Below are 17433 nucleotides of genomic sequence, written 5' to 3'. Positions count from 1 at the left end.
CCACGTCCACCTGCTCGTGAACTTCCCGCCGAAAGTTGCCCTGTCCAAGCTGGTCAACAGCCTCAAGGGCGTCAGTTCCCGCAGGCTCCGCCAGGAGTATCCGGAGCTGGTCCGACACTACTGGCGGGTGAACGGCGCTGTACGAGGGCGACCGGGTGCGCTCTGCCGTCGGCTACGGCGGCCTCGGCCCCAACCTCGGTGTCTTCCGCACCCGTTGTCAGGCCGGTGAGACGGTGTTCCTCGTACGGATCAACGAGGGCGAGATGAGCGCGGACCTGCGCACCCTCTTCCCCCGCTACGTCGAGGCCGAGGCCGCCCGCCTCGGCTGCGGCCCGCTGAAGCTGACCCTGCCACGGCCGGGCGAGGTGCGCTGACTCCCGCCCGGCCGCCGTGTGGCGGCCGGTCCGCTCCGTCCGCTTGCAGGACCCGTCCACTTGGCCCGAGCCGCAGTCCTCACGACGGCCCGAGCCGCAGTCCTCACGACGGCCCGAGCCGCAGTCCTCACGACGGCCCGAGCCGCAGTCCTCACGACGGCCCGATGTGGCTTGCAGGCGGGTTCTCGCCTGCCAGGCCGCGCCCTAGACTGCGACCGCTCCGAGACCTGACGATCTTTTGGAGGGTGTGCAGGATGAACCGAGCTCTCATGACCGCATGGGCGGCGGCAGCGTTGGTCGTGTCCGCGGGCAGCACCACCGCCTCCGCTTCCGATGTCCCGCCGCGAACCACGCACGGTCCTTGCCAGTACACCCAGACCCCGGACGAGCCCGCGGCGCGGCCGGTTCCCCTGCCACCCGATCCACGGCGCACCCCCGGTCACGGCACGGTCGATGTGGCTGTCCGGACCAGCCAGGGCCCGCTCCCGCTGCGTCTGGACCGGGCGAAGGCACCGTGTACGGTCCAGAGCTTCGTGCATCTGGCGCAGCACCGGTTCTACGACCGTACGGTGTGCCACCGGCTGACGGCGTATCCGACGCTGAAGGTCCTGCAGTGTGGCGACCCGACCGGCACCGGCGAAGGCGGGCCGGGCTACAAGTACAAGGACGAGCTGCCGGTGGACCTGCCGCCGGCGCCGAGCGATCCGACCGGCGTCCGTCGCCTTTACGGGCGCGGCTTGCTGGCGATGGCCAACGCCGGGCCGAACACGAACGGTTCGCAGTTCTTCGTCGTCTACGGCGACTCCGCGCTGCGACCGAACTACACGGTGTTCGGCACGGTCGGTGCCGCCGGCCTGGAGACGCTCGACAAGGTCGCTGCCGGCGGTATCGAACCGACCGCGCAGGAACCGGCGCCTGTCGACGGCACGCCCGTGCTGCGGACCGAGCTGCTCGGCGTCCGACCGTCCTGCCGGCCTTGACGAATTCCGGCGCGCCGTCGTGGCCCCCGAGTCGGGCTGGTGACGCCGGGCGCCGTCAGGCGCAGTAGGTGTCCGTGCCCGGCCGCTGCCCGGTCGCCAGGAAGCGGGAGACCGTGCGGTCGCCGCAGGCGTTGCCGTTGGCGAGGTAGGCGTCATGCCCGGTGGAGTTCACCGTCACCATGACCGCGCGCCGGCCGAACGCCTCCCGGAGCTTTCGGGCGCCGCCGAGCGGGGTCGCGACGTCCCGCTCGTTCTGGACGAGCAGGACGTTGGACGGCCCCCGGCCGGTGATCCGCACCGGCGCTTCACGCGGCGGATACGGCCAGGCGGCGCACGGCATCGCGTTGCGGGGCATGCCGGCGGTGAGCGGGTACTTGGCGCGGCTCTCGGCGACGTCCTTCTCGTACACGGCCTTGGACGTGGGCCACGCGATGTCGTTGCACAGCGTGCCGGCGCCGACGGCGGCGACGTTCTGGAGGACGGCCTCGGGCGGCGCCGCGGGCGCGGGCGGCACGGTGCCCTGCCGCGCGGCCCGCATCAGCTTGGCGAGCGTGGGATAGCGGCTGGGGGAGTAGAGGCTGTCCAGCATGGTCTGGCGCAGGACGTTGCCGTTCAGCTCCTCCGGGTTGGCGCCGGGCCAGGGGAGGGGTTCCCGGTCGAGCCGGGCGGCCAGCCGCAGGAACAGCGGCCGGACGTCGGCGGCCCTGCTCGCGACGCGGTCCGGGTTGTCCGGCTTCGACGCCCACGCGGCGAAGTCGGGGAAGGTGTCCTCCACGCCCTGCTCGTGCCCGGCCAGCCAGGCCCGGGCGACGCGGGTGGGGTCGGGGTTGTCGTTGCTGTCCAGCACGATGCGGTCGGTGCGGTGCGGGAACAGCTGCGCGTACACGGCTCCGACGTACGTCCCGTACGACACGCCCCACGCGGAGAGCCTGCGCTCGCCGAGCGCGGCGCGGAGGCGGTCCATGTCGCGGGCCTCGTTGGCGGTGCTGAGGTGCCGGATCAGTTCGCCGCCGTTCGCGGCACAGGCGTCGGCCATGCGGCGGGCGGTGGCCATGTTCCCGTCCACCGAGCCGTCGGCGGCGGGCCAGGGCCGGAGCTTGGAGGTGGCGAGGTCGCCGTGGTCCAGCCCGCAGTCGACGGGTGTGGACGGGGCGAGCCCGCGGGGGGCGAAGCCGACCAGGTCGTAGGCGTCCCGGACGTCCTGGGGGAGCTTCTGCCCCTTCCCCGAGGGGTCGTTCAGGCTGGAGCCGCCCGGCCCGCCGGGGATCAGCAGCAGGGTGCCGCGCCGGGCCCCGGGATTCTCGCTCGGGATGCGCGAGACGGCGATGTCGATGCGGGGACTGCCGGGGTCGGCGTAGTCCATGGGGACCCGGAGGGTGGCACACTGCTGACGGGGGTCGATGCCGGAGCCCTCGCAGGCGGTCCAGGCGAGGCCCTCGGAGGGACTCGCGGCCACGGAGGCGGTCACGGGCGCGGTGACGGCCAGAAGGGCGGTGGAGACGCCGACGATGGCGACGTTGCGGATGGTGCGCGTGCGCTGCGTCATACGACGAGCCTCGCGGATCTCAGGGGCCCGCCCCATCCGGGCAACAACCTGAAACGCCTTGGGGTTTACCCCACCGTCCCCCTGACGACCACCACCCAGGCGGCGGCCCCGACGCGAACCACGGGCCCGGCGAGGACCACGGCCCCGGCGAGGACCACGGCCCCGGCGAGGGCCACGGTCCCGTCGGCCACCTCGCTGTCCCGGACGGGAACGACGCCGGGGGCTTTGTCGGCGACCTCGACGCAGTTGCCGCCGTCACCGTTGCGTCGGGTGCTCCTGCGCCGCCGGGCGCCGCTCAGGTCGTACTCACGCATCGTCTGAAGTCCTCGGCCGCCGAGTGGCGGCGGCGCCCTTCGGCGATCCGGGGCGACTCCCGTCATCGATCACCGGACCCGTCAGGCCATCAGCTGGTCCAGTTCGCTGCCGATCGCGTCCCGCAGCGCATCGTGCTGCGGGCCGAGCCTGAACCGCTCGTCACTCCACCGCTCAGGCGGGTACAGCCACACCGGCTTGCTCACCAGCTCGGCCGGCTCCCACTCGAACCGCGGCCAGACATGGGCATGCAAGAAAGGGTCCGTGTTGCCGAGGATCTCCAGGTTGATCCGGCGGAACCCGGGGTCCAGCCGCCGGCAGGCCCGTTCGACTGATTCCCCGAGTCGGTCCATGTCGGACAGAAACGGCAGCCGCTTCCCCTTGGGCAGGTCAGACAGTCGTCGAGCACCCGGCTCGTCCGCCAGGAGAACCGAGTACCCGGGCAGGAACTGGACGTCGCCGATCACCGCGAAGCCAGCCCCAAGTCGCCGCAGCACGGTCGGATTCTCTCCCCGCAGAGCAGCCCCGATCCGGTCTATGCGCCAGCCACTGGTCATGGCCTGAGCCTATCCACAGCCGACCCGCTCCCAAGTCCCCCGGGCCCGCCGACGAGAGCGGGGCCCGCGTCGGCGGCGGCGAAAGTCGGGCCACTGGGTCCAGAGCGCAAGACCGGCCCTCGGTGAACCAATTGCCGGAAAGGCGCCCCCGGACGCCGGCACCCGGCTCCCGGCCGTTCGGTCGGCGGTGCCGCGGCCGTTCGGCGGCTGCGGGCGTTCTCAACTCGGGGTGCGCCTCTACCGGTTGGAGGCTGCGGCGAGGGTGTGCAGGTCGTCGAAGGCGTGGAGGAGGTGCGCGTCCAGGTTTTGCGAGGGGGTGTCGATCCAGGCTTGGGCCGCGTGGTGGAAGGCGGCCCAGCCGGTTTGAGCGGCCAGGCCGGCCAGCCGGTCCTCGACACCGCGCCGGCGTAGGGCTTCGGCTACGGCTTCGGTGAGCGAGGCGGCCTTGGCCAGGTCGCGTTCGCGGAGTGCCGGTGTGACCGCGATGACCGCCAGTCGTGGTTCGGAGAACGGACGGTTCTCCTCGAGGATCCGTCCGGCTTTGCGAAAGGCGTGAAGGAGTACATCGAGCGGCGCGAGACCCTCGGGTGCTTCGGCCACCTCGTGCATCAGGGCGGCGCGCAGGTCGGCTTCGCCGTCGAAGAGGACTTCGCGTTTGTCGGGGAAGTGCCGGAAGAAGGTGCGCTCGTTGACGCCGGCGCGGGCGGCGATCTCGGCTGTGGTCGTCTGGTCGAACCCGCGTTCTTGGTACAGCTCCAACGCCGCCTGCTGAAGGCGGCGGCGCGCTTCTGCTCCGCTCCGTGGCACGCTCCGAGCATAGCCCATGTGTCAGTGACTGGCGCTACTTGACGTCAGTCACTGACGCTACTTAACGTCAGTGACTGGCATTAAGTAGTGCCGGTCACTGACATTACGGGAGTGCGTGTTCATGCATGTCTTTGTCACCGGCGGCTCCGGCCAGACCGGGCCGGCCGTCGTCGCCGAACTCATCGCGGCCGGCCACACCGTCACCGGACTCGCGCGATCGGACGCCGCAGCCGCCCGGCTCGCGGCCCTGGGCGCCACACCCCACCGCGGGTCCCTGGACGACCTCGACAGCCTGCGCAGTGGCGCCGAAGCCGCCGACGGCGTTTTGCACATGGCCTACGGCGGCGACTTCTCCGACCTTGACGACATGATGAGACGGGACCGGACCGCGATCCGGACGCTCGGCCAGCCGCTGGAACAGTCGGGCAAACCGCTGGTCATCACCTCGGGCACGCTGGTCATGCCCGCCGGCCGGGTGAGCACCGAGAAGGACGAGCCGGACACGGCCGGGATCGCCGCCTTCCGTATCGCGGGCGAGCGAGCATGCCTGGACTTCGCCACCAAAGGGGTACGCGCGAGCGTGATCCGGCTCGCTCCCACCGTCCACGGTCCTCAAGACCACGGCTTCATCCCCATGCTCATCGCCACCGCCCGGAAGACCGGCGTCTCCGCCTACGTCGGCGACGGCGGCAACCGGTGGCCCGCGGTCCATCGGCTCGACGCGGCGACCCTGTTTCGGCTCGCCCTGGAGAAGGCCCCCGCGGGCAGCGTGCTGCACGCAGTCGCCGAAAGCGGCGTCACCATGAAGAGCATCGCCGAGACGATCGCCGAGGGTCTCGGGCTGCCCGCGGTCTCGCTGACCCCGGACGAGGCCGCCGGACACTACGTCAGCCCGTTCATGGCCAAGGTCTACGGCTTCGACGCACCTGTCACCAGTGCCGGCACCCGACAGCTCCTCGGCTGGTCACCCACCCGTGCGACCCTGCTCGAAGACCTTGAACACGGCGACTACCTGACCGCGCCGGCCTCCTGACCACCGTCGGTCGACGCGGACGCGCTGTCTTGCCGGGCCCTGGGGAGCCGGGGAAGTCGGCGAGGCGCAGCCGGCCGCCGGCGGCTCACACGCGTTCGTCTCGGTGGGCCGATCGGGTTCCTCGGGCCGGGATGGATTCGGGGAACCCTGCGGGACCGGCTTCTCGGCCCCGCAGGGCAGAAGCACCCTGCCTCGCAATTCACGCCTGTGCGCAGAGGACGGGTGATCCCCTTGTGTGACGCAACCGACGCCGGGGTACCAGGCGTCACCTGGTAACGACGGGGTAAGCGCACGCGAGGTGAATGCACAGTGAAGGCGGCCGCGATGGAGTCACTGCCCGTGGGCGAGGACGGCATCGCCCCCCACGAGCGGACGCTGCAGACCTCGGTGGCCCTGGACGGGGGCGGCGGCGACATCGCTCAGGCGCGGCACTTGGCCGCCGGTTTCCTCACTCGCGCCCGGTCCGAGCACGGCCGGCTCGTCTCGCAGCGCGCCATCGATCTGACCCGGCTGGTGGTCAGCGAGCTGGTGACCAACGTCCGCAAGTACGCTCCCGGCCCGGTGCTGCTGGATCTGCGGATCCTCGGCGACATGGTCGAGGTGGCGGTGTGGGACTCCAATACGGAGATGCCCATCGCCCGGGCTGCGGACGCCGGCCGGGTCGGGCAGCACGGCCTGGAGATCGTGATGGCCGTCGTCCAGGGCTTCGAAGTGCAGCGCGAACCGGTCGGCAAACGCATCACTGCACGCATCGCCCTCATCGACGACCCCGGCGGCGCTGTGACCGGACGCCCGCCCCGGTAGGCGTCTGGAGGGCAGCGGCTGGGCCGGGGAGGCCACTGGAGCAGATGCGTGGCAAGACGCGTCGGGCAGGCGGATGCCGTGCCCCTCAGCCGGTCGGGCCGCGGTCGAGGGGGCCCCACCTGCCGGGCTGGGCGGTCACGATGCGTGTTGCCTCGGTGATGACGCGGTCGGCTATCCAGCCGATGGGTTCGATTTCCCGTACCAAGGGTTCGTTGTCCGGTCCGCGGGCCGCCTCGCGGCCGTGCAGAATCCACGGCCGCGTCCGTTCATCTTTGACGCGGGGAAGGTGGCAGTAGTCGTACAGCCTGCGGGCCACCCAGATGTCCGCCGGCCGCTCGCCCCACCAGTCCTCGATGTCCAGGGAACTTGCCGACAGTCCCGGCAGCCTCACACCGGTCAGATCGTCGGTGCTGCTGACGGCCCTGAGGTCGCGCTCGGGGCCGCGGGACCAGCGCACGTAGAGGAGGCGGCGGCGGGTGACGAGCCGGGTCAGCTCGCTGAGGCTCGTGAAAGTCGGCAGGTGGGCGACAGTACTCATGGCGGCGCTGCGGTGGGGAGAGGTCAGGCGGTGAGCACGGAGTCGTCCTCAAGACGAGCGCCGGGCAGTTGGTAGCGGGCGGCGACGAGGGCGGTGTCGACGTTGCGGGTGCCGGTCGACACGCACAGGGTGTAGGCGACGTCGTTCATCCGCTGCCGTACGTCCTCGGTGCCTTCCTCCGCGTGGAGAGCACGCAGCGTCTCGTACTGTGCGATCAGATTCTTCAGTACAGCCGGGTGTGCCATGAGCATCGGGAGCCCCTCAGCGCCGCTATTTGCTTAATACACCGGCCCGTGTGCCCAAGGCCCGCATCATCAATCTCTTCTCCACCACGATCAGCAGCGCGCCGACAGGAAGGCCGGAGCGGGCGCAGACGGAGGCTGGGGCGGGGCGCAGGGATGTCCATGGGCTTGTGGCAGGCTGCCGCCTCTCCCAGGAACGGGGCCGAAGATCTCGTACGGGTGCGGGTCGGAGCCGCACAGGCCGGTGGCGGTGGCCTTGTGATCGCATTTCTCCTCGCGCGCTGCGTGAGGCTGGTTCGGCTCCCCGTGCAGGTTCGGCTCCCCGTGCAGGTTCGGCCTGCGGTGACCGTCGGAGCCGTGTCCCGTTCAGTCGGTGTTCTCGCCCTCTGCCGATCCGGGTTCGGCCATCTTGCGGTGGGCCTCGGCTTTGACCTTGTCGGGCAGGATCTTGTTCGCCATCTCCTGAGCTTTGGTCTTGGCGGAGCCTGCGACGACCTTGTCCTTGCCGGCGAGCAGCGCGTCGAGGCCTTGCCGGGCGACCTGCGCGGGGTCGTCCTTGTCCTGCCGGCCGACCTTGGTGTCGTCCATGTCCGCGCGGTGGAAGAAGTCGGTCTCGGTCGGGCCGGGCATCAGCGAGGTCAGGGTGACGCCGCTGTCCTTGAGCTCGTTCTGCAGAGCTTGCACGAAGGACTGCAGGAACGACTTGGACGCGTTGTAGACGGCCTGGAAGGAGCCGGGCATGGTCGAGGCGATGGACGAGGTCACCAGGATGTGACCCTCATTGCGGGCGGCCATGTCGCGGACGACACGTTTGGCCAGGTGCACGGTCGACCTGACGTTCAGGTCGATGACCTCCAGGTCGTCCGCCAGATCGATATCAACGAACGCGCCGCCCCTGCCGACGCCGGCGTTCAGCACCGCGACGTCCAGCGGCCGCCCGAGGGCTTCGATGGTGTCGACGAGGTGCTCGGTCTGGTCGTACTGACGCAGGTCGGCCTGGATCACGTCCACCCGCGCGCCGGCCGCCCGGACCGGCACGGCCGCGTGCAGCAGGCGGGTGTCGTCCTCGGCGTTGATGACGAGGTCGTAGCCGCGCTCGGCCAGCTGTTTGGCCAGTTCGAGTCCGATGCCGCTGGAAGCGCCGGTGACGAGGGCGAGGGGCTTGGCATCGTTCATGGCACGTTCTCTTCCGTGTGTTCGATTCAGGACGGCGGGGCGGGCAGAGGGTTCTCGGCCAGTGCGCGTGCGGCGTGGACGAGGTTGGAGGCCATGGCCCGGCCGGTGGAGGCCGCCCATTCGTGACCGCGGTCGTCGTCGAGGTAGTCGGGGCCGGGGCCGGGGCCGAGATGCCAGTACGTCCACGCCTGACCGGGGATGGTGAACCCGATGTCCGCGAGGGCGCCGCTGATCTCGCTGATGACGTGGTGAGCGCCGTCCTCGTTGCCGGTGACCAGCACACCGGCCACCCGGTTGTAGGCGACTGGGCGGTCGTCGTGGTCGGTCTCGCTGAGCATCGCGTCCAGACGCTCGAGCACACGCTGGGCGACCGACGACGGTCGGCCGAGCCACGTGGGCGAGGCGATGATCAGGATTTCCGACGACAGCACCTTCTCGTGCACGGCGGGCCACTCATCACCCTCACCCATGTCCGTCTCCACCCCGGGCCTGATGTTCAGATCCACAGCGCGCACGGTGTCCACCTCCACGCTGTGGCCCTTGAGGGCGCTGATGACGATGTCGGCGAGAGCCTCCGTGTTGGAGGTCTGCGGAGACGGCTTCAGGGTGCAGTTGACGACAAGTGCGCGCATGAGCCCCGGGGTTCCCCTCCCCGCGTGCTTTGAACAGTGCATCGGGCGCATGTCGTCCAGACGGCGGTGGACGCGTCCCCGCAGCCCTTCGGCCATCACCGGCCTCACGTCGCGCCCCGGCGCGGCAAGGCGGCCGGCGTCTGCCCGCGTGGCCGGCCGGCGGTCTTTCCGGTGGTCCGCACCCTGTGCGCATGTCCGGCTTGCTCGTCCGTTCGGTCGCCGTCTGCTCGCGCACCCCGTAGCGGACCGCGTGAGATGGGATCGATCCGGTTGCGAGTGAGAAGCCCCAGCCGAGGGGTACGCGAAGGTCGTCTCGAAGCGGGTGCGGACGCACCGGTTGGGAGGAGAGCGTCATGCCGCAGGGCTCGAATGCGAAACGTGAGCGTCAGTACGAGCACATCAAGGACAGCGCCGAGAAGCGTGGCAGCTCCAAGGGGCGCGCCAAGGAGATCGCGGCACGCACGGTGAACAAGGAACGCGCCCGTGCCGGCGAGTCGAAGACGGCGAGCAAGACGTCGACGCAGGACAAGAAGTCCGCCTCCCGCCGGGGCGGCGAGCGTTCCCACAGCGGTGCCCAGGGGCCGACGAAGGACCAGCTGTAGGCGGAGGCCAGGAAACGTGGCATCGAAGGACGTTCGTCGATGAACAAGAACGAACTGGCCCAGGCACTCGGCCGCTGACTCCGATCCTGCAAGAGACAGGACAACCGTTCCGCCACCCAGTCGGCGCAACGGCAGGCAGTACTAAAGGCAGAGCGATGAATCGCCCGGCCCCACCAGCCCGCCGGCTACGAGGGCCCCAGGACCGTCGTCGGCCGGCTGCTCCACGCGGTGGAGGGAGTGTGATGGGCGACGGAGAACACCAGGGCGGGACGGTGAAGCGGCGGATGCGCTGACCTGGACCAGGACGCGCAGGAAGAAACCTCGAGGCGCCGGCCCTGATCTCGCCCGGCTGACCGTGAACGGAGACTCACGTGATCGACAGCACCCTGGCCTTGATGACGACCGGATACGCATGGCTGCCCGACCGCCGCCGCCGTAGCGGCGGGAAACCGGTGCGCACCCGTCTCATGGGCAAGGAGACCGTGGCCATCCACGGTCCGGAAGCGGTGCGCTTCTTCTACGACGAGGGCCACATTCACCGCCACGAGGCCCTGCCCGCGCCTGTCCTTGACACCCTGTTCGGGCGTGGAGCCGTGCACACCCTCGACGGCCCCGACCACCGGGTACGCAAGGACCTGTTCATCGCTCTGCTCAAGGACCGCGGCGGCCTCCACTCCCTGGCAGGACACCTCGATACTCAGTGGGAGCGTGCCCGTGAGCGGTGGACGCACCGCGACCAGGTTGTCCTTTTCGAGGAGGCGAGCCTTCTCCTCACCCGCGCGATCTGTGACTGGTCCGGGATCCCGCTCGCCGACGGAGCCGCCGAGGAGACTGCCCGCGACCTCGTCGCCATGGTCGACGGCTTCGCCTCGGCCGGACCCCGCCAGGTACGGGCCCGCCGTGCCCGCACCCGTCAGGAGGCCCGGATCGCCGGGCTCGTCGTGGCGATCCGCAGCGGAACGCAATCGGCTCCCGACGGTTCGGTCCTGAAGACGGTGGCGGACCACCGCGGCGCCGACGGCCGCCTCCTTGATCCGCATACAGCAGCGGTCGAGGTCTTGAACGTGATCCGGCCGACCGTGGCGGTCGCCTGGTTTCTGACCTTCGCCGCGCACGCCCTGCACCGGTGGCCCGAGCACCGCAAACAGCTCGCCGACGGTGACGTCCCCTTTGCCCGCGCCTTCGCCCACGAGATCCGCCGGTTCTATCCCTTCGCGCCGTTCGTCGGCGGTCTCGCCGCGGCCGACCTGCACTGGGACGGCCAGGACATTCCCGAGGGCAGCATGGTCCTCCTCGACCTCTACGGGCAAAACCACGACCCGCATCTGTGGCCTGAGCCGTACACCTTCGACCCCGGCCGCTTCCTGGGCCGCGAGCCCGACCGCGACACCCTCGTACCGCAAGGAGGAGGCGACCCCGCGGCCCACCACCGCTGCCCCGGCGAGGACGTCACCCTGACAGTCCTCGAAACCCTTGCCCCCCGCCTGGCCGCGCTGCGCTACGACGTTCCCGCGCAGGACCTCAGCATCCCCCTCAAGCGCATCCCCACAGCGCCGCGCAGCGGGTTCGTCATGACCCGCGTGCGGTGAAGCGCGGCCCGCACGGCACGGCCACGACATCGCCGACCTGACGGTCGAACCGGTAGCTGTCCACGTGTCGTCACTGGTGACCCGCACCGTCACTCGCCCCGGGACGGAACGGGCGTGGCCTGGTGGTAGTACATCCGCCAGCCCGTCCCCTCGCCCGACCTGCGCCACAGCGAACTGCGGCGCGCCCGCCGTCCCTCGATCACGGTCTCGTACGTCAGGTGCACCACACCGGGAGCCAGCACGACACCCGTCATGCCTGAGGGCACGTAGCGAGGGCTCTCCTCCGAGTTGCCGGCCATATCCGGCAACTCGGCCAGCATCTCCTCGTACGACCACCGCCGGCCCGATGCGCCGACCTCCACGAACTCCGGGTCCAACAGCTGCCTGGCCTCCGCCCGTGACATTCGCACACCGGGATCCATGAGCCGCAGCTCGCCTCTGATCGCCTCTTCCACCTCATTCGCTTCAGCACGCACCTCTGCATCATCGCCCCACCCACCGGGCTCACCGCAACCACCGCCGAAGTCGCCGAACGCGCGACAAGCGGCGCAACAGCCGACACCACACGCTGATGACCGCCACCCAGCCCGAGCAACGCTGCCACTGTCGACAACGTGCCGGCCGGCAACGACTGGACGGCCGGATCCGCATCCGAACCGGTGCTCCGTCATCAAGTACAACGGCCATGCGTGGATGGTTGGTTCCGGGCGAAGACGTGATGTTTCGCCCAGCCCGCTGACCTTTCGCAGCGCACCTGGACGGCCCCATACTCCAGGACCTGACGAGCCGACGGGTGAAGGAGCACGGTGAACGCAGCGGCGACAGCAGGGACCTGGAAGCTCGGGGACCTGGAGGTGAACCGCATCGGCTACGGCGCGATGCGGCTGACGGGCAACGGCATGATGGGGAACTCCGACGGCCAGCCGATCGACCGCGAAGCCGCCGTCGACCTGCTGCACAGCGCGTTCGAGCAGGGCGTCGACCACATCGACACGGCTGCCTTCTACTTCTCACCGCTGCGGTCCGCGAACGAGATCATCAACCGCGCCCTCTCGTCCTGGCACGGCGACGTGGTCGTGGTGACCAAGGTCGGCCCGGCACGCCATCCCTCCGGCGAGTGGCTCGGTACCGTCCGCCCCGACCAGTTGCGTGGCCAGGTCGAGGAAAACCTGCGCCAGCTCGGTCGGGACTGCCTCGACGTGGTGAACCTGCGTGCCGCCGGCCCCCGCACAGCCTCGATAGCCGAGCACTTCGGCGCCCTCGCCGAGCTGCGCGATGCAGGGCTGATCCGGCACCTCGGGCTATCCGCTGTCCTGCCCGAGCACGTGGCCGAGGCCCAAGCGATCGCGCCGGTGGTCTGCGTGCAGAACTCCTACGGTCTGGACTGGCGCCGCGCCGACGAGAGTGGGCTGGTGGACCTGTGCGGAGAGCAGGGCATCGCCTTCGTCCCGTTCTTCGCGGTCTCCGGCTTGCGGCGCGAGGCAGCCGCAGGCCAGGAGCGGGACGCACGCGTCCAGTTGGTCGCCCGCGCACACCATGCGACGCCGGCCCAGGTGCGGCTCGCCTGGACCCTGCACCGCGGTCCGCATGTGCTGGCCATTCCCGGCACCAGAAACCCGGCGCACCTAGCGGAGAACATCGCTGCAGGAGCCCTGCGCCTGACCGAGGAGGAGTTGGCCCTCCTCGCTCAGCCCGGCGAGGGCACCGCCTGAGCCTTTCCCCGCGATGGCCGGTGGACTTCCCTACTGCGTTGAAGACCCGACCGAGTGCGGCGAGGATCACCCCTGGTCGCCTTCAGGGCTCTGGCCGCGGTTCCGTGAACCACAGCCTGACGCGCCGGGAGCACCACGCCGTTGTCCGGCTGCCGGAAGGTGTGACGGGACCGCGGCTCGGGTCGGTGGTCGCTTTCGTCCCCAACACATCCGCACGCCGGTGAATCTCGCAAATGAGCTGCTGGTCGTCCAGGACCGCGAGGGGGTCGACCGCTGGCAGGTCACGGCGCGAGGTGCTGATGCCTGAGCATCACTTCAGGCGGGAGAGACGGCGGTCACAGGGGCTGGGGGGCCGGCCAGGGGCGGCGTCCCGGGCCGGTGGGGTGTGTGCCCGTAACGCCCATGACCACCGAGTAGAGGCTGGTCTCCGCGGTGATGAAGAGGCGGTTGCGCTTGGCGCCGCCCCAGGAGATGTTGGCCACCGTCTCGGGAATGTCGAGCCGCCCGATCAGCGTGCCGTCGGGGTCGTAGCAGTGCACCCCGTCGTCCATCGCGGCCGCCCACAGCCGGCCGCCGTCGTCGAAGCGGAGGTTGTCGAAGCGGGCGTTCTCGCGACGTGCGGCGTCGGCGAAGACCTTGCCGTCGGAGAGTGTGCCGTCGTCCCGTACGTCGAAGACCCGGATGCATCCGGCGCGGGTGTCGGAGACAAAGAGCGCTCGCTCGTCGGCCGAGAAGACCAGGCCGTTCGGCGCCGCGAAGCAGTCGGCGACCAGGCGTACTTCACCGGTGTCTGGGTCGATGCGGTAGACGTTGTTGGCGCCGATCTCGCTCTCGGCGCGGTATCCCTCGTAGTCGCTGGTGATGCCGAAGTCCGGGTCGGAGAACCAGATGGAGCCGTCCGACTTCACCGCTGCGTCGTTCGGGCTGTTCAGCCGCTTGCCCCGCCAGCGATCGGCCAGCACGGTGACAGTGCCGTCATGCTCGGTTCGTGTCACCCTGCGGTTGCCCTGCTCGCAGGTGATCAACCGTCCCTGGCGGTCGAGGGTGTTGCCGTTGGTGTGCCCGGCACAGCGGCGGAAGACGCTGACGGCACCGGTCTCCTCGTCCCAGCGCAGCATCCGGTCATTGGGGATGTCGCTCCAGATCACCTGCCTCCAGGCAGGAAGGTAGATCGGCCCCTCGGCCCAGCGGCAACCGGTGTACAGCACCTCCAAGCCGTCATCGCCGTTCATGCACCGCCCGGTACGGAACCGGTCGTCGAACATCTCGTACAACGCAGGGCGCTCGCTGGTCATGAATCCCCTCCCACAGAGGCGCCGAACTTCCTTCGGCTGTACGGCGAGATTGCAAGATGGAGTATGGTCAGCGCAAGGATATTCCGAATGGAGAGCTGTGGATCACATTGATCGTGCCCTGCTGGCACAGCTTCAGCAGGACGCCACCCAGTCCTACGCCGCGCTGGGTCAGGCCGTGGGCCTGTCCGCCGGTGCGGCTCATGAGCGCGTGCGCAAGCTGCGGGAGCGCGGCATCATCCGGCGCACCACGGCCGAAGTGGACCCGGCAGCGGTGGGCGGCGGCGTCCTGGCCTACGTGATGGTCGACTCGACCGCCTGGATGGGCGACTCGGCGGACGACTTCGCCGCGCTCCCCGAGATCCTCGAGGCGCACATCATCGCCGGCAGCGCCTCGGTGCTGGTGAAGATCAGGACCGCGACCACCGAGCAACTGCAGGACGTGCTCCGCCGGATCTACGCCATCGACGGAGTCAGCGGGACCCAGGCGACGGTGGTACTGGAGACCTTCTTCGAGCGGCCGGTCTCCCCGCAGACCCTCGATGGGACGTGAGGCCAGGCGAGCCGTGGCCGGTCGGCGCCGACAACGCGGTCCAGCGGGATGAGGCCTGACTGCCGCGAAGATGCGCGGCGGAGATGCCCTGAGCCGCTCGAGCGGCTCTTCACTGCCGTCAACAGCACTCTCGCCCGAACCCGCAAGCAGCGGCCGGACACCAAATCACCTGTCGCAAGTGATCTTTCAATGCCACTATTGCGACGGCATACACGCCTTGTCCTCATCTCCCCATCGGAAATGTGAGCATCCGTAGATGCGAATAACCCTCGGCGCGGCGCGCCGTACAGGTGGTGCGGCCGTAATCTCCCTGGCCACAGCCCTGGCCGGGCTCGCGTTCCCCGCGACGGCGCATGCGGCCGTGACCTGCTCGGCCGGCGTGTGGAAGGCCCAGTACTACGCCAACACCACCCTCTCCGGCACTGCGAAGGCCACCGTCTGCGATACCGCCATCGGCGAGAACTACGGCTACGGCGACCCCTCCGGCGTGACCCTGCCGAGCGACTACTTCGGCGTCCGCTGGACCACCACCCGCAACTTCGGCTCCGGCGGCCCCTTCGACCTGAGCGTCGCCGTCCAGGACGGCGCCCGCGTCTACCTCGACGGCGACCGCAAGATCGACCTGTGGCGCAACGTCAGCTCGACCCAGCGCAAGACCGCCCGCCTCACCATCCCGCGCGGGACCCACACCCTGCGGGTGGACTTCGCCGCCTTCACCGGCACCGCCAACATCTCCTTCTCCTACAAGCCGGTCATCAGCGCCACGTACGACAAGACCGCCCCCCTGGCCCCGACCGGCGTGAAGTCCGGCTACTCGGCGGCCACCCTGAAGACCACCCTGACCTGGTCCCGCAACTACGAGATGGACCTGGCCGGCTACCGCGTCTACCGCCGCATCGCCGGCACCAACGGCTGGAGCCTGCGCAACCCCACCCTGATCACGGGCACCACCTTCACCGACGCGCCCCCGCCCACCGGCGCCACCTACGAGTACGCCCTCCGCGCCGTCGACCGCTGCGGCAACGTCTCCGCGCTGTCCGAGGTGACGAGCGCCGTCAGCGCCGACAGGACGGCCCCCGCCGTGCCCACCGGGCTCACGGCCACGTACGACCCGTCTGCCGGCGCCCGGCTCTCCTGGTCCCCGGTGAGCGGGGCGAGCTCCTACGAGGTGCAGCGGGCCGTCGCGCCCGAGGGGCCGTTCGCCACCATCGGCACCCCCACGCAGAGCGCCGCCCTGACCGACCCCTCCGCCGCCGTGGGCACGACCTACTACTACCGCGCGCGGGCCAAGGACAGCGCGGGCAACGCCTCCGCGTACTCCGCGCCCATCCAGCTCGACGCCACCGACGCCAAGCCGCTGCCGCCGACGACCGTCTCCGCGAACGGCTGGGTCGACCGCAACACCGTCGGCTGGCGGTACGACGGTGACGCGTCCCACCGGTTCCACGTCTATGCCGCCGAGTCGGCCTCCGGTCCGTGGACCCGGTTGACCAAGACGCCGGTCACCGGCCCCGGCTACGACGACTACGCGGCGCCCGTCGGCGAGGTGCGCTACTACCAGGTCAGGACGGTCACGACTCTCGGCACGGAGTCGAACCCGTCAGCGACGGCCTCGGCCACCCGCACCGGAGACGTCACCCCGCCACACATGCCGTACGGCCTGGACGCCTGGGACGGCACAGACGGCGTGCACCTGGTCTGGACGCCCAACACCGACGACACGGACCACTACCTCGTCATGCGCAAGCCGATGTTCGGCGCGTGGGAGCAGGTCGCCGTCGTCAGGGACGCCCCGTACCTGGACACCAGCACACCGGCCGGCGTGCAGTTCGGCTACACCGTCCGCGCCGTCGACGCGGCCGGCAACGTCTCCTCCATGCCCGAGCCCGGCTACGGCACCGTCTACGGCAAGCGCCTGCCGGTCTACGAGAAGCCGGCCGCGCCCGCCTCGGTCACCGCGACGGCCGACAACGGCAACGTCAAGGTGGAATGGACCGCGAGCACGTCGACCGATGTAGCCGGCTACTACGTCTACCGCACGACCGGCACGGACCCGACGGCGGCCTACTCGGTCTCCCCGCTCATCACCGGGACGACGTTCACGAACGAGAACGTCCCCGCCGGCAGGACCTGGTACTACGTGGTGCGCGCCGTCAGCACACACAGCCAGTGGTCCGACTTCTCGCCGATGGCCGAGGCCACCGTGGCCTGCCCGGTCCTGACCGCACCGGCCACCCCCCGGATCACCGGGGGCGGCAGGGGCGCGGACTACGTCCAGCTCAACTGGGAGGTCGAAGCATGCGACCGTGGTGCGACCGTCTCGTTCAACGTCTACCGGTCCACGTCCGGCTCGGACGTCTTCACCCCTGAACACCGCATCGCCACGGGCGTGACGGCACTGACGTACAAGGACCCCGGTCTGGCGCGGGCCTACTACTACTACGTCGTCACCGCCGTAGCCGCCGACGGCACCGAATCGGCGCCGCAGGCCGCGCCGTTCGGGATATCGATGATGGCGCCCTGACGCCCCGCTCGATCCCTCGGCCCCCGCTGTCCGGACGCCCCGTGCTTGCGGACAGCGGGGGCCTTCGCGTCGGAAGGCGACAGCGCGGTCAGGGCGACGGCTCCGTCGTGACCCGGCGCGCGGCATCGGCTGTCGGCGAGCGGTATTCGTGATCAGAGGC

18 protein-coding genes and 2 pseudogenes are annotated in these 17433 nt (G+C 70.1%); 10 read left to right on the top strand and 10 right to left on the bottom strand.

The window, feature by feature from the left end:
• The 3 genes and pseudogenes from JK361_RS39870 to JK361_RS39860 form a co-directional block, all read left to right on the top strand.
• Window positions 1-109, top strand: a pseudogene (locus tag JK361_RS39870) (transposase); the annotation flags it as partial.
• Between the two features lie 46 nt (window positions 110-155).
• Window positions 156-374, top strand: coding sequence for a hypothetical protein (locus JK361_RS39865; RefSeq protein ID WP_201827987.1), 219 nt, complete (start codon window positions 156-158; stop codon window positions 372-374).
• A gap of 269 nt (window positions 375-643) precedes the next feature.
• Window positions 644-1354 (top strand): peptidylprolyl isomerase, encoded by a 711-nt coding sequence (locus JK361_RS39860; protein WP_236054642.1) that lies wholly within the window; start codon window positions 644-646, stop codon window positions 1352-1354.
• A 55-nt stretch (window positions 1355-1409) separates the two neighbouring features.
• Here the strand turns inward: JK361_RS39860 and JK361_RS39855 are convergent, their stop codons facing one another.
• The 4 genes from JK361_RS39855 to JK361_RS39840 all read right to left on the bottom strand — a co-directional run bounded on the left by JK361_RS39855 (window position 1410) and on the right by JK361_RS39840 (window position 4576).
• Window positions 1410-2900, bottom strand: a complete 1491-nt coding sequence (locus JK361_RS39855) for an alpha/beta hydrolase (protein WP_201827980.1) — start codon at window positions 2898-2900, stop codon at window positions 1410-1412.
• 65 nt (window positions 2901-2965) lie between these two features.
• A complete protein-coding gene (locus JK361_RS39850) occupies window positions 2966-3214 on the bottom strand; it encodes a DUF397 domain-containing protein (protein ID WP_201827976.1) in 249 nt (82 codons plus the stop codon).
• An 81-nt stretch (window positions 3215-3295) separates the two neighbouring features.
• The gene (locus tag JK361_RS39845; protein ID WP_201827973.1) at window positions 3296-3769 is read right to left on the bottom strand and encodes an HIT family protein; all 474 of its coding nucleotides are present in this window, start codon (window positions 3767-3769) and stop codon (window positions 3296-3298) included.
• A gap of 237 nt (window positions 3770-4006) precedes the next feature.
• Window positions 4007-4576 carry a TetR family transcriptional regulator gene (locus JK361_RS39840; protein WP_201827971.1) on the bottom strand — a complete coding sequence of 190 codons (570 nt, stop codon included), beginning with the start codon at window positions 4574-4576 and terminating at the stop codon, window positions 4007-4009.
• 121 nt (window positions 4577-4697) lie between these two features.
• On the opposite strand from JK361_RS39840, the gene JK361_RS39835 reads away from it, so the two are divergent.
• Entirely contained in the window at window positions 4698-5609 is a 912-nt protein-coding gene (locus JK361_RS39835) for an SDR family oxidoreductase (RefSeq protein WP_201827969.1), read from the top strand.
• Between the two features lie 324 nt (window positions 5610-5933).
• Window positions 5934-6413 carry an ATP-binding protein gene (locus JK361_RS39830; protein ID WP_201827966.1) on the top strand — a complete coding sequence of 160 codons (480 nt, stop codon included), beginning with the start codon at window positions 5934-5936 and terminating at the stop codon, window positions 6411-6413.
• Between the two features lie 85 nt (window positions 6414-6498).
• On the opposite strand, the gene JK361_RS39825 is transcribed toward JK361_RS39830, so the two are convergent.
• The 4 genes from JK361_RS39825 to JK361_RS39810 form a co-directional block, all read right to left on the bottom strand.
• Window positions 6499-6951 carry a DUF6098 family protein gene (locus tag JK361_RS39825; protein WP_201827964.1) on the bottom strand — a complete coding sequence of 151 codons (453 nt, stop codon included), beginning with the start codon at window positions 6949-6951 and terminating at the stop codon, window positions 6499-6501.
• A 23-nt stretch (window positions 6952-6974) separates the two neighbouring features.
• On the bottom strand, window positions 6975-7202 hold the full coding sequence (locus JK361_RS39820) for a DUF5133 domain-containing protein (RefSeq protein ID WP_201827961.1): 228 nt from the start codon (window positions 7200-7202) through the stop codon (window positions 6975-6977).
• 357 nt (window positions 7203-7559) lie between these two features.
• The gene (locus JK361_RS39815) at window positions 7560-8369 is read right to left on the bottom strand and encodes an SDR family NAD(P)-dependent oxidoreductase (protein WP_201827958.1); all 810 of its coding nucleotides are present in this window, start codon (window positions 8367-8369) and stop codon (window positions 7560-7562) included.
• Between the two features lie 26 nt (window positions 8370-8395).
• Window positions 8396-9001: a flavodoxin family protein gene (locus tag JK361_RS39810; RefSeq protein ID WP_201827955.1), complete on the bottom strand. Its 606-nt coding sequence runs from the start codon at window positions 8999-9001 to the stop codon at window positions 8396-8398.
• A 353-nt stretch (window positions 9002-9354) separates the two neighbouring features.
• Between JK361_RS39810 and JK361_RS39805 the strand changes: the two are divergent.
• Both JK361_RS39805 and JK361_RS39800 read left to right on the top strand, forming a co-directional pair.
• Window positions 9355-9681, top strand: a pseudogene (locus JK361_RS39805) (plasmid stabilization protein).
• A gap of 293 nt (window positions 9682-9974) precedes the next feature.
• Window positions 9975-11192: a cytochrome P450 gene (locus JK361_RS39800; RefSeq protein WP_201827952.1), complete on the top strand. Its 1218-nt coding sequence runs from the start codon at window positions 9975-9977 to the stop codon at window positions 11190-11192.
• An 89-nt stretch (window positions 11193-11281) separates the two neighbouring features.
• Here the strand turns inward: JK361_RS39800 and JK361_RS39795 are convergent, their stop codons facing one another.
• Entirely contained in the window at window positions 11282-11614 is a 333-nt protein-coding gene (locus tag JK361_RS39795) for a nuclear transport factor 2 family protein (protein WP_236054644.1), read from the bottom strand.
• Between the two features lie 384 nt (window positions 11615-11998).
• Between JK361_RS39795 and JK361_RS39790 the strand changes: the two genes are divergently transcribed.
• Entirely contained in the window at window positions 11999-12904 is a 906-nt protein-coding gene (locus tag JK361_RS39790) for an oxidoreductase (protein ID WP_201827946.1), read from the top strand.
• A 335-nt stretch (window positions 12905-13239) separates the two neighbouring features.
• On the opposite strand, the gene JK361_RS39785 is transcribed toward JK361_RS39790, so the two are convergent.
• The gene (locus JK361_RS39785) at window positions 13240-14199 is read right to left on the bottom strand and encodes an SMP-30/gluconolactonase/LRE family protein (protein ID WP_201827943.1); all 960 of its coding nucleotides are present in this window, start codon (window positions 14197-14199) and stop codon (window positions 13240-13242) included.
• Window positions 14200-14296: 97 nt separating this feature from the next.
• On the opposite strand from JK361_RS39785, the gene JK361_RS39780 reads away from it, so the two are divergent.
• Both JK361_RS39780 and JK361_RS39775 read left to right on the top strand, forming a co-directional pair.
• Window positions 14297-14749, top strand: coding sequence for an Lrp/AsnC family transcriptional regulator (locus JK361_RS39780; RefSeq protein ID WP_201827939.1), 453 nt, complete (start codon window positions 14297-14299; stop codon window positions 14747-14749).
• 256 nt (window positions 14750-15005) lie between these two features.
• Window positions 15006-17273, top strand: a complete 2268-nt coding sequence (locus JK361_RS39775) for a fibronectin type III domain-containing protein (RefSeq protein ID WP_201827937.1) — start codon at window positions 15006-15008, stop codon at window positions 17271-17273.
• Window positions 17274-17433: the final 160 nt, after the last annotated feature.

It is taken from the genome of Streptomyces musisoli, assembly GCF_016741855.1.
Classification (GTDB): domain Bacteria; phylum Actinomycetota; class Actinomycetes; order Streptomycetales; family Streptomycetaceae; genus Streptomyces; species Streptomyces musisoli.
This window is presented reverse-complemented; position numbering and strand designations above follow the sequence as displayed.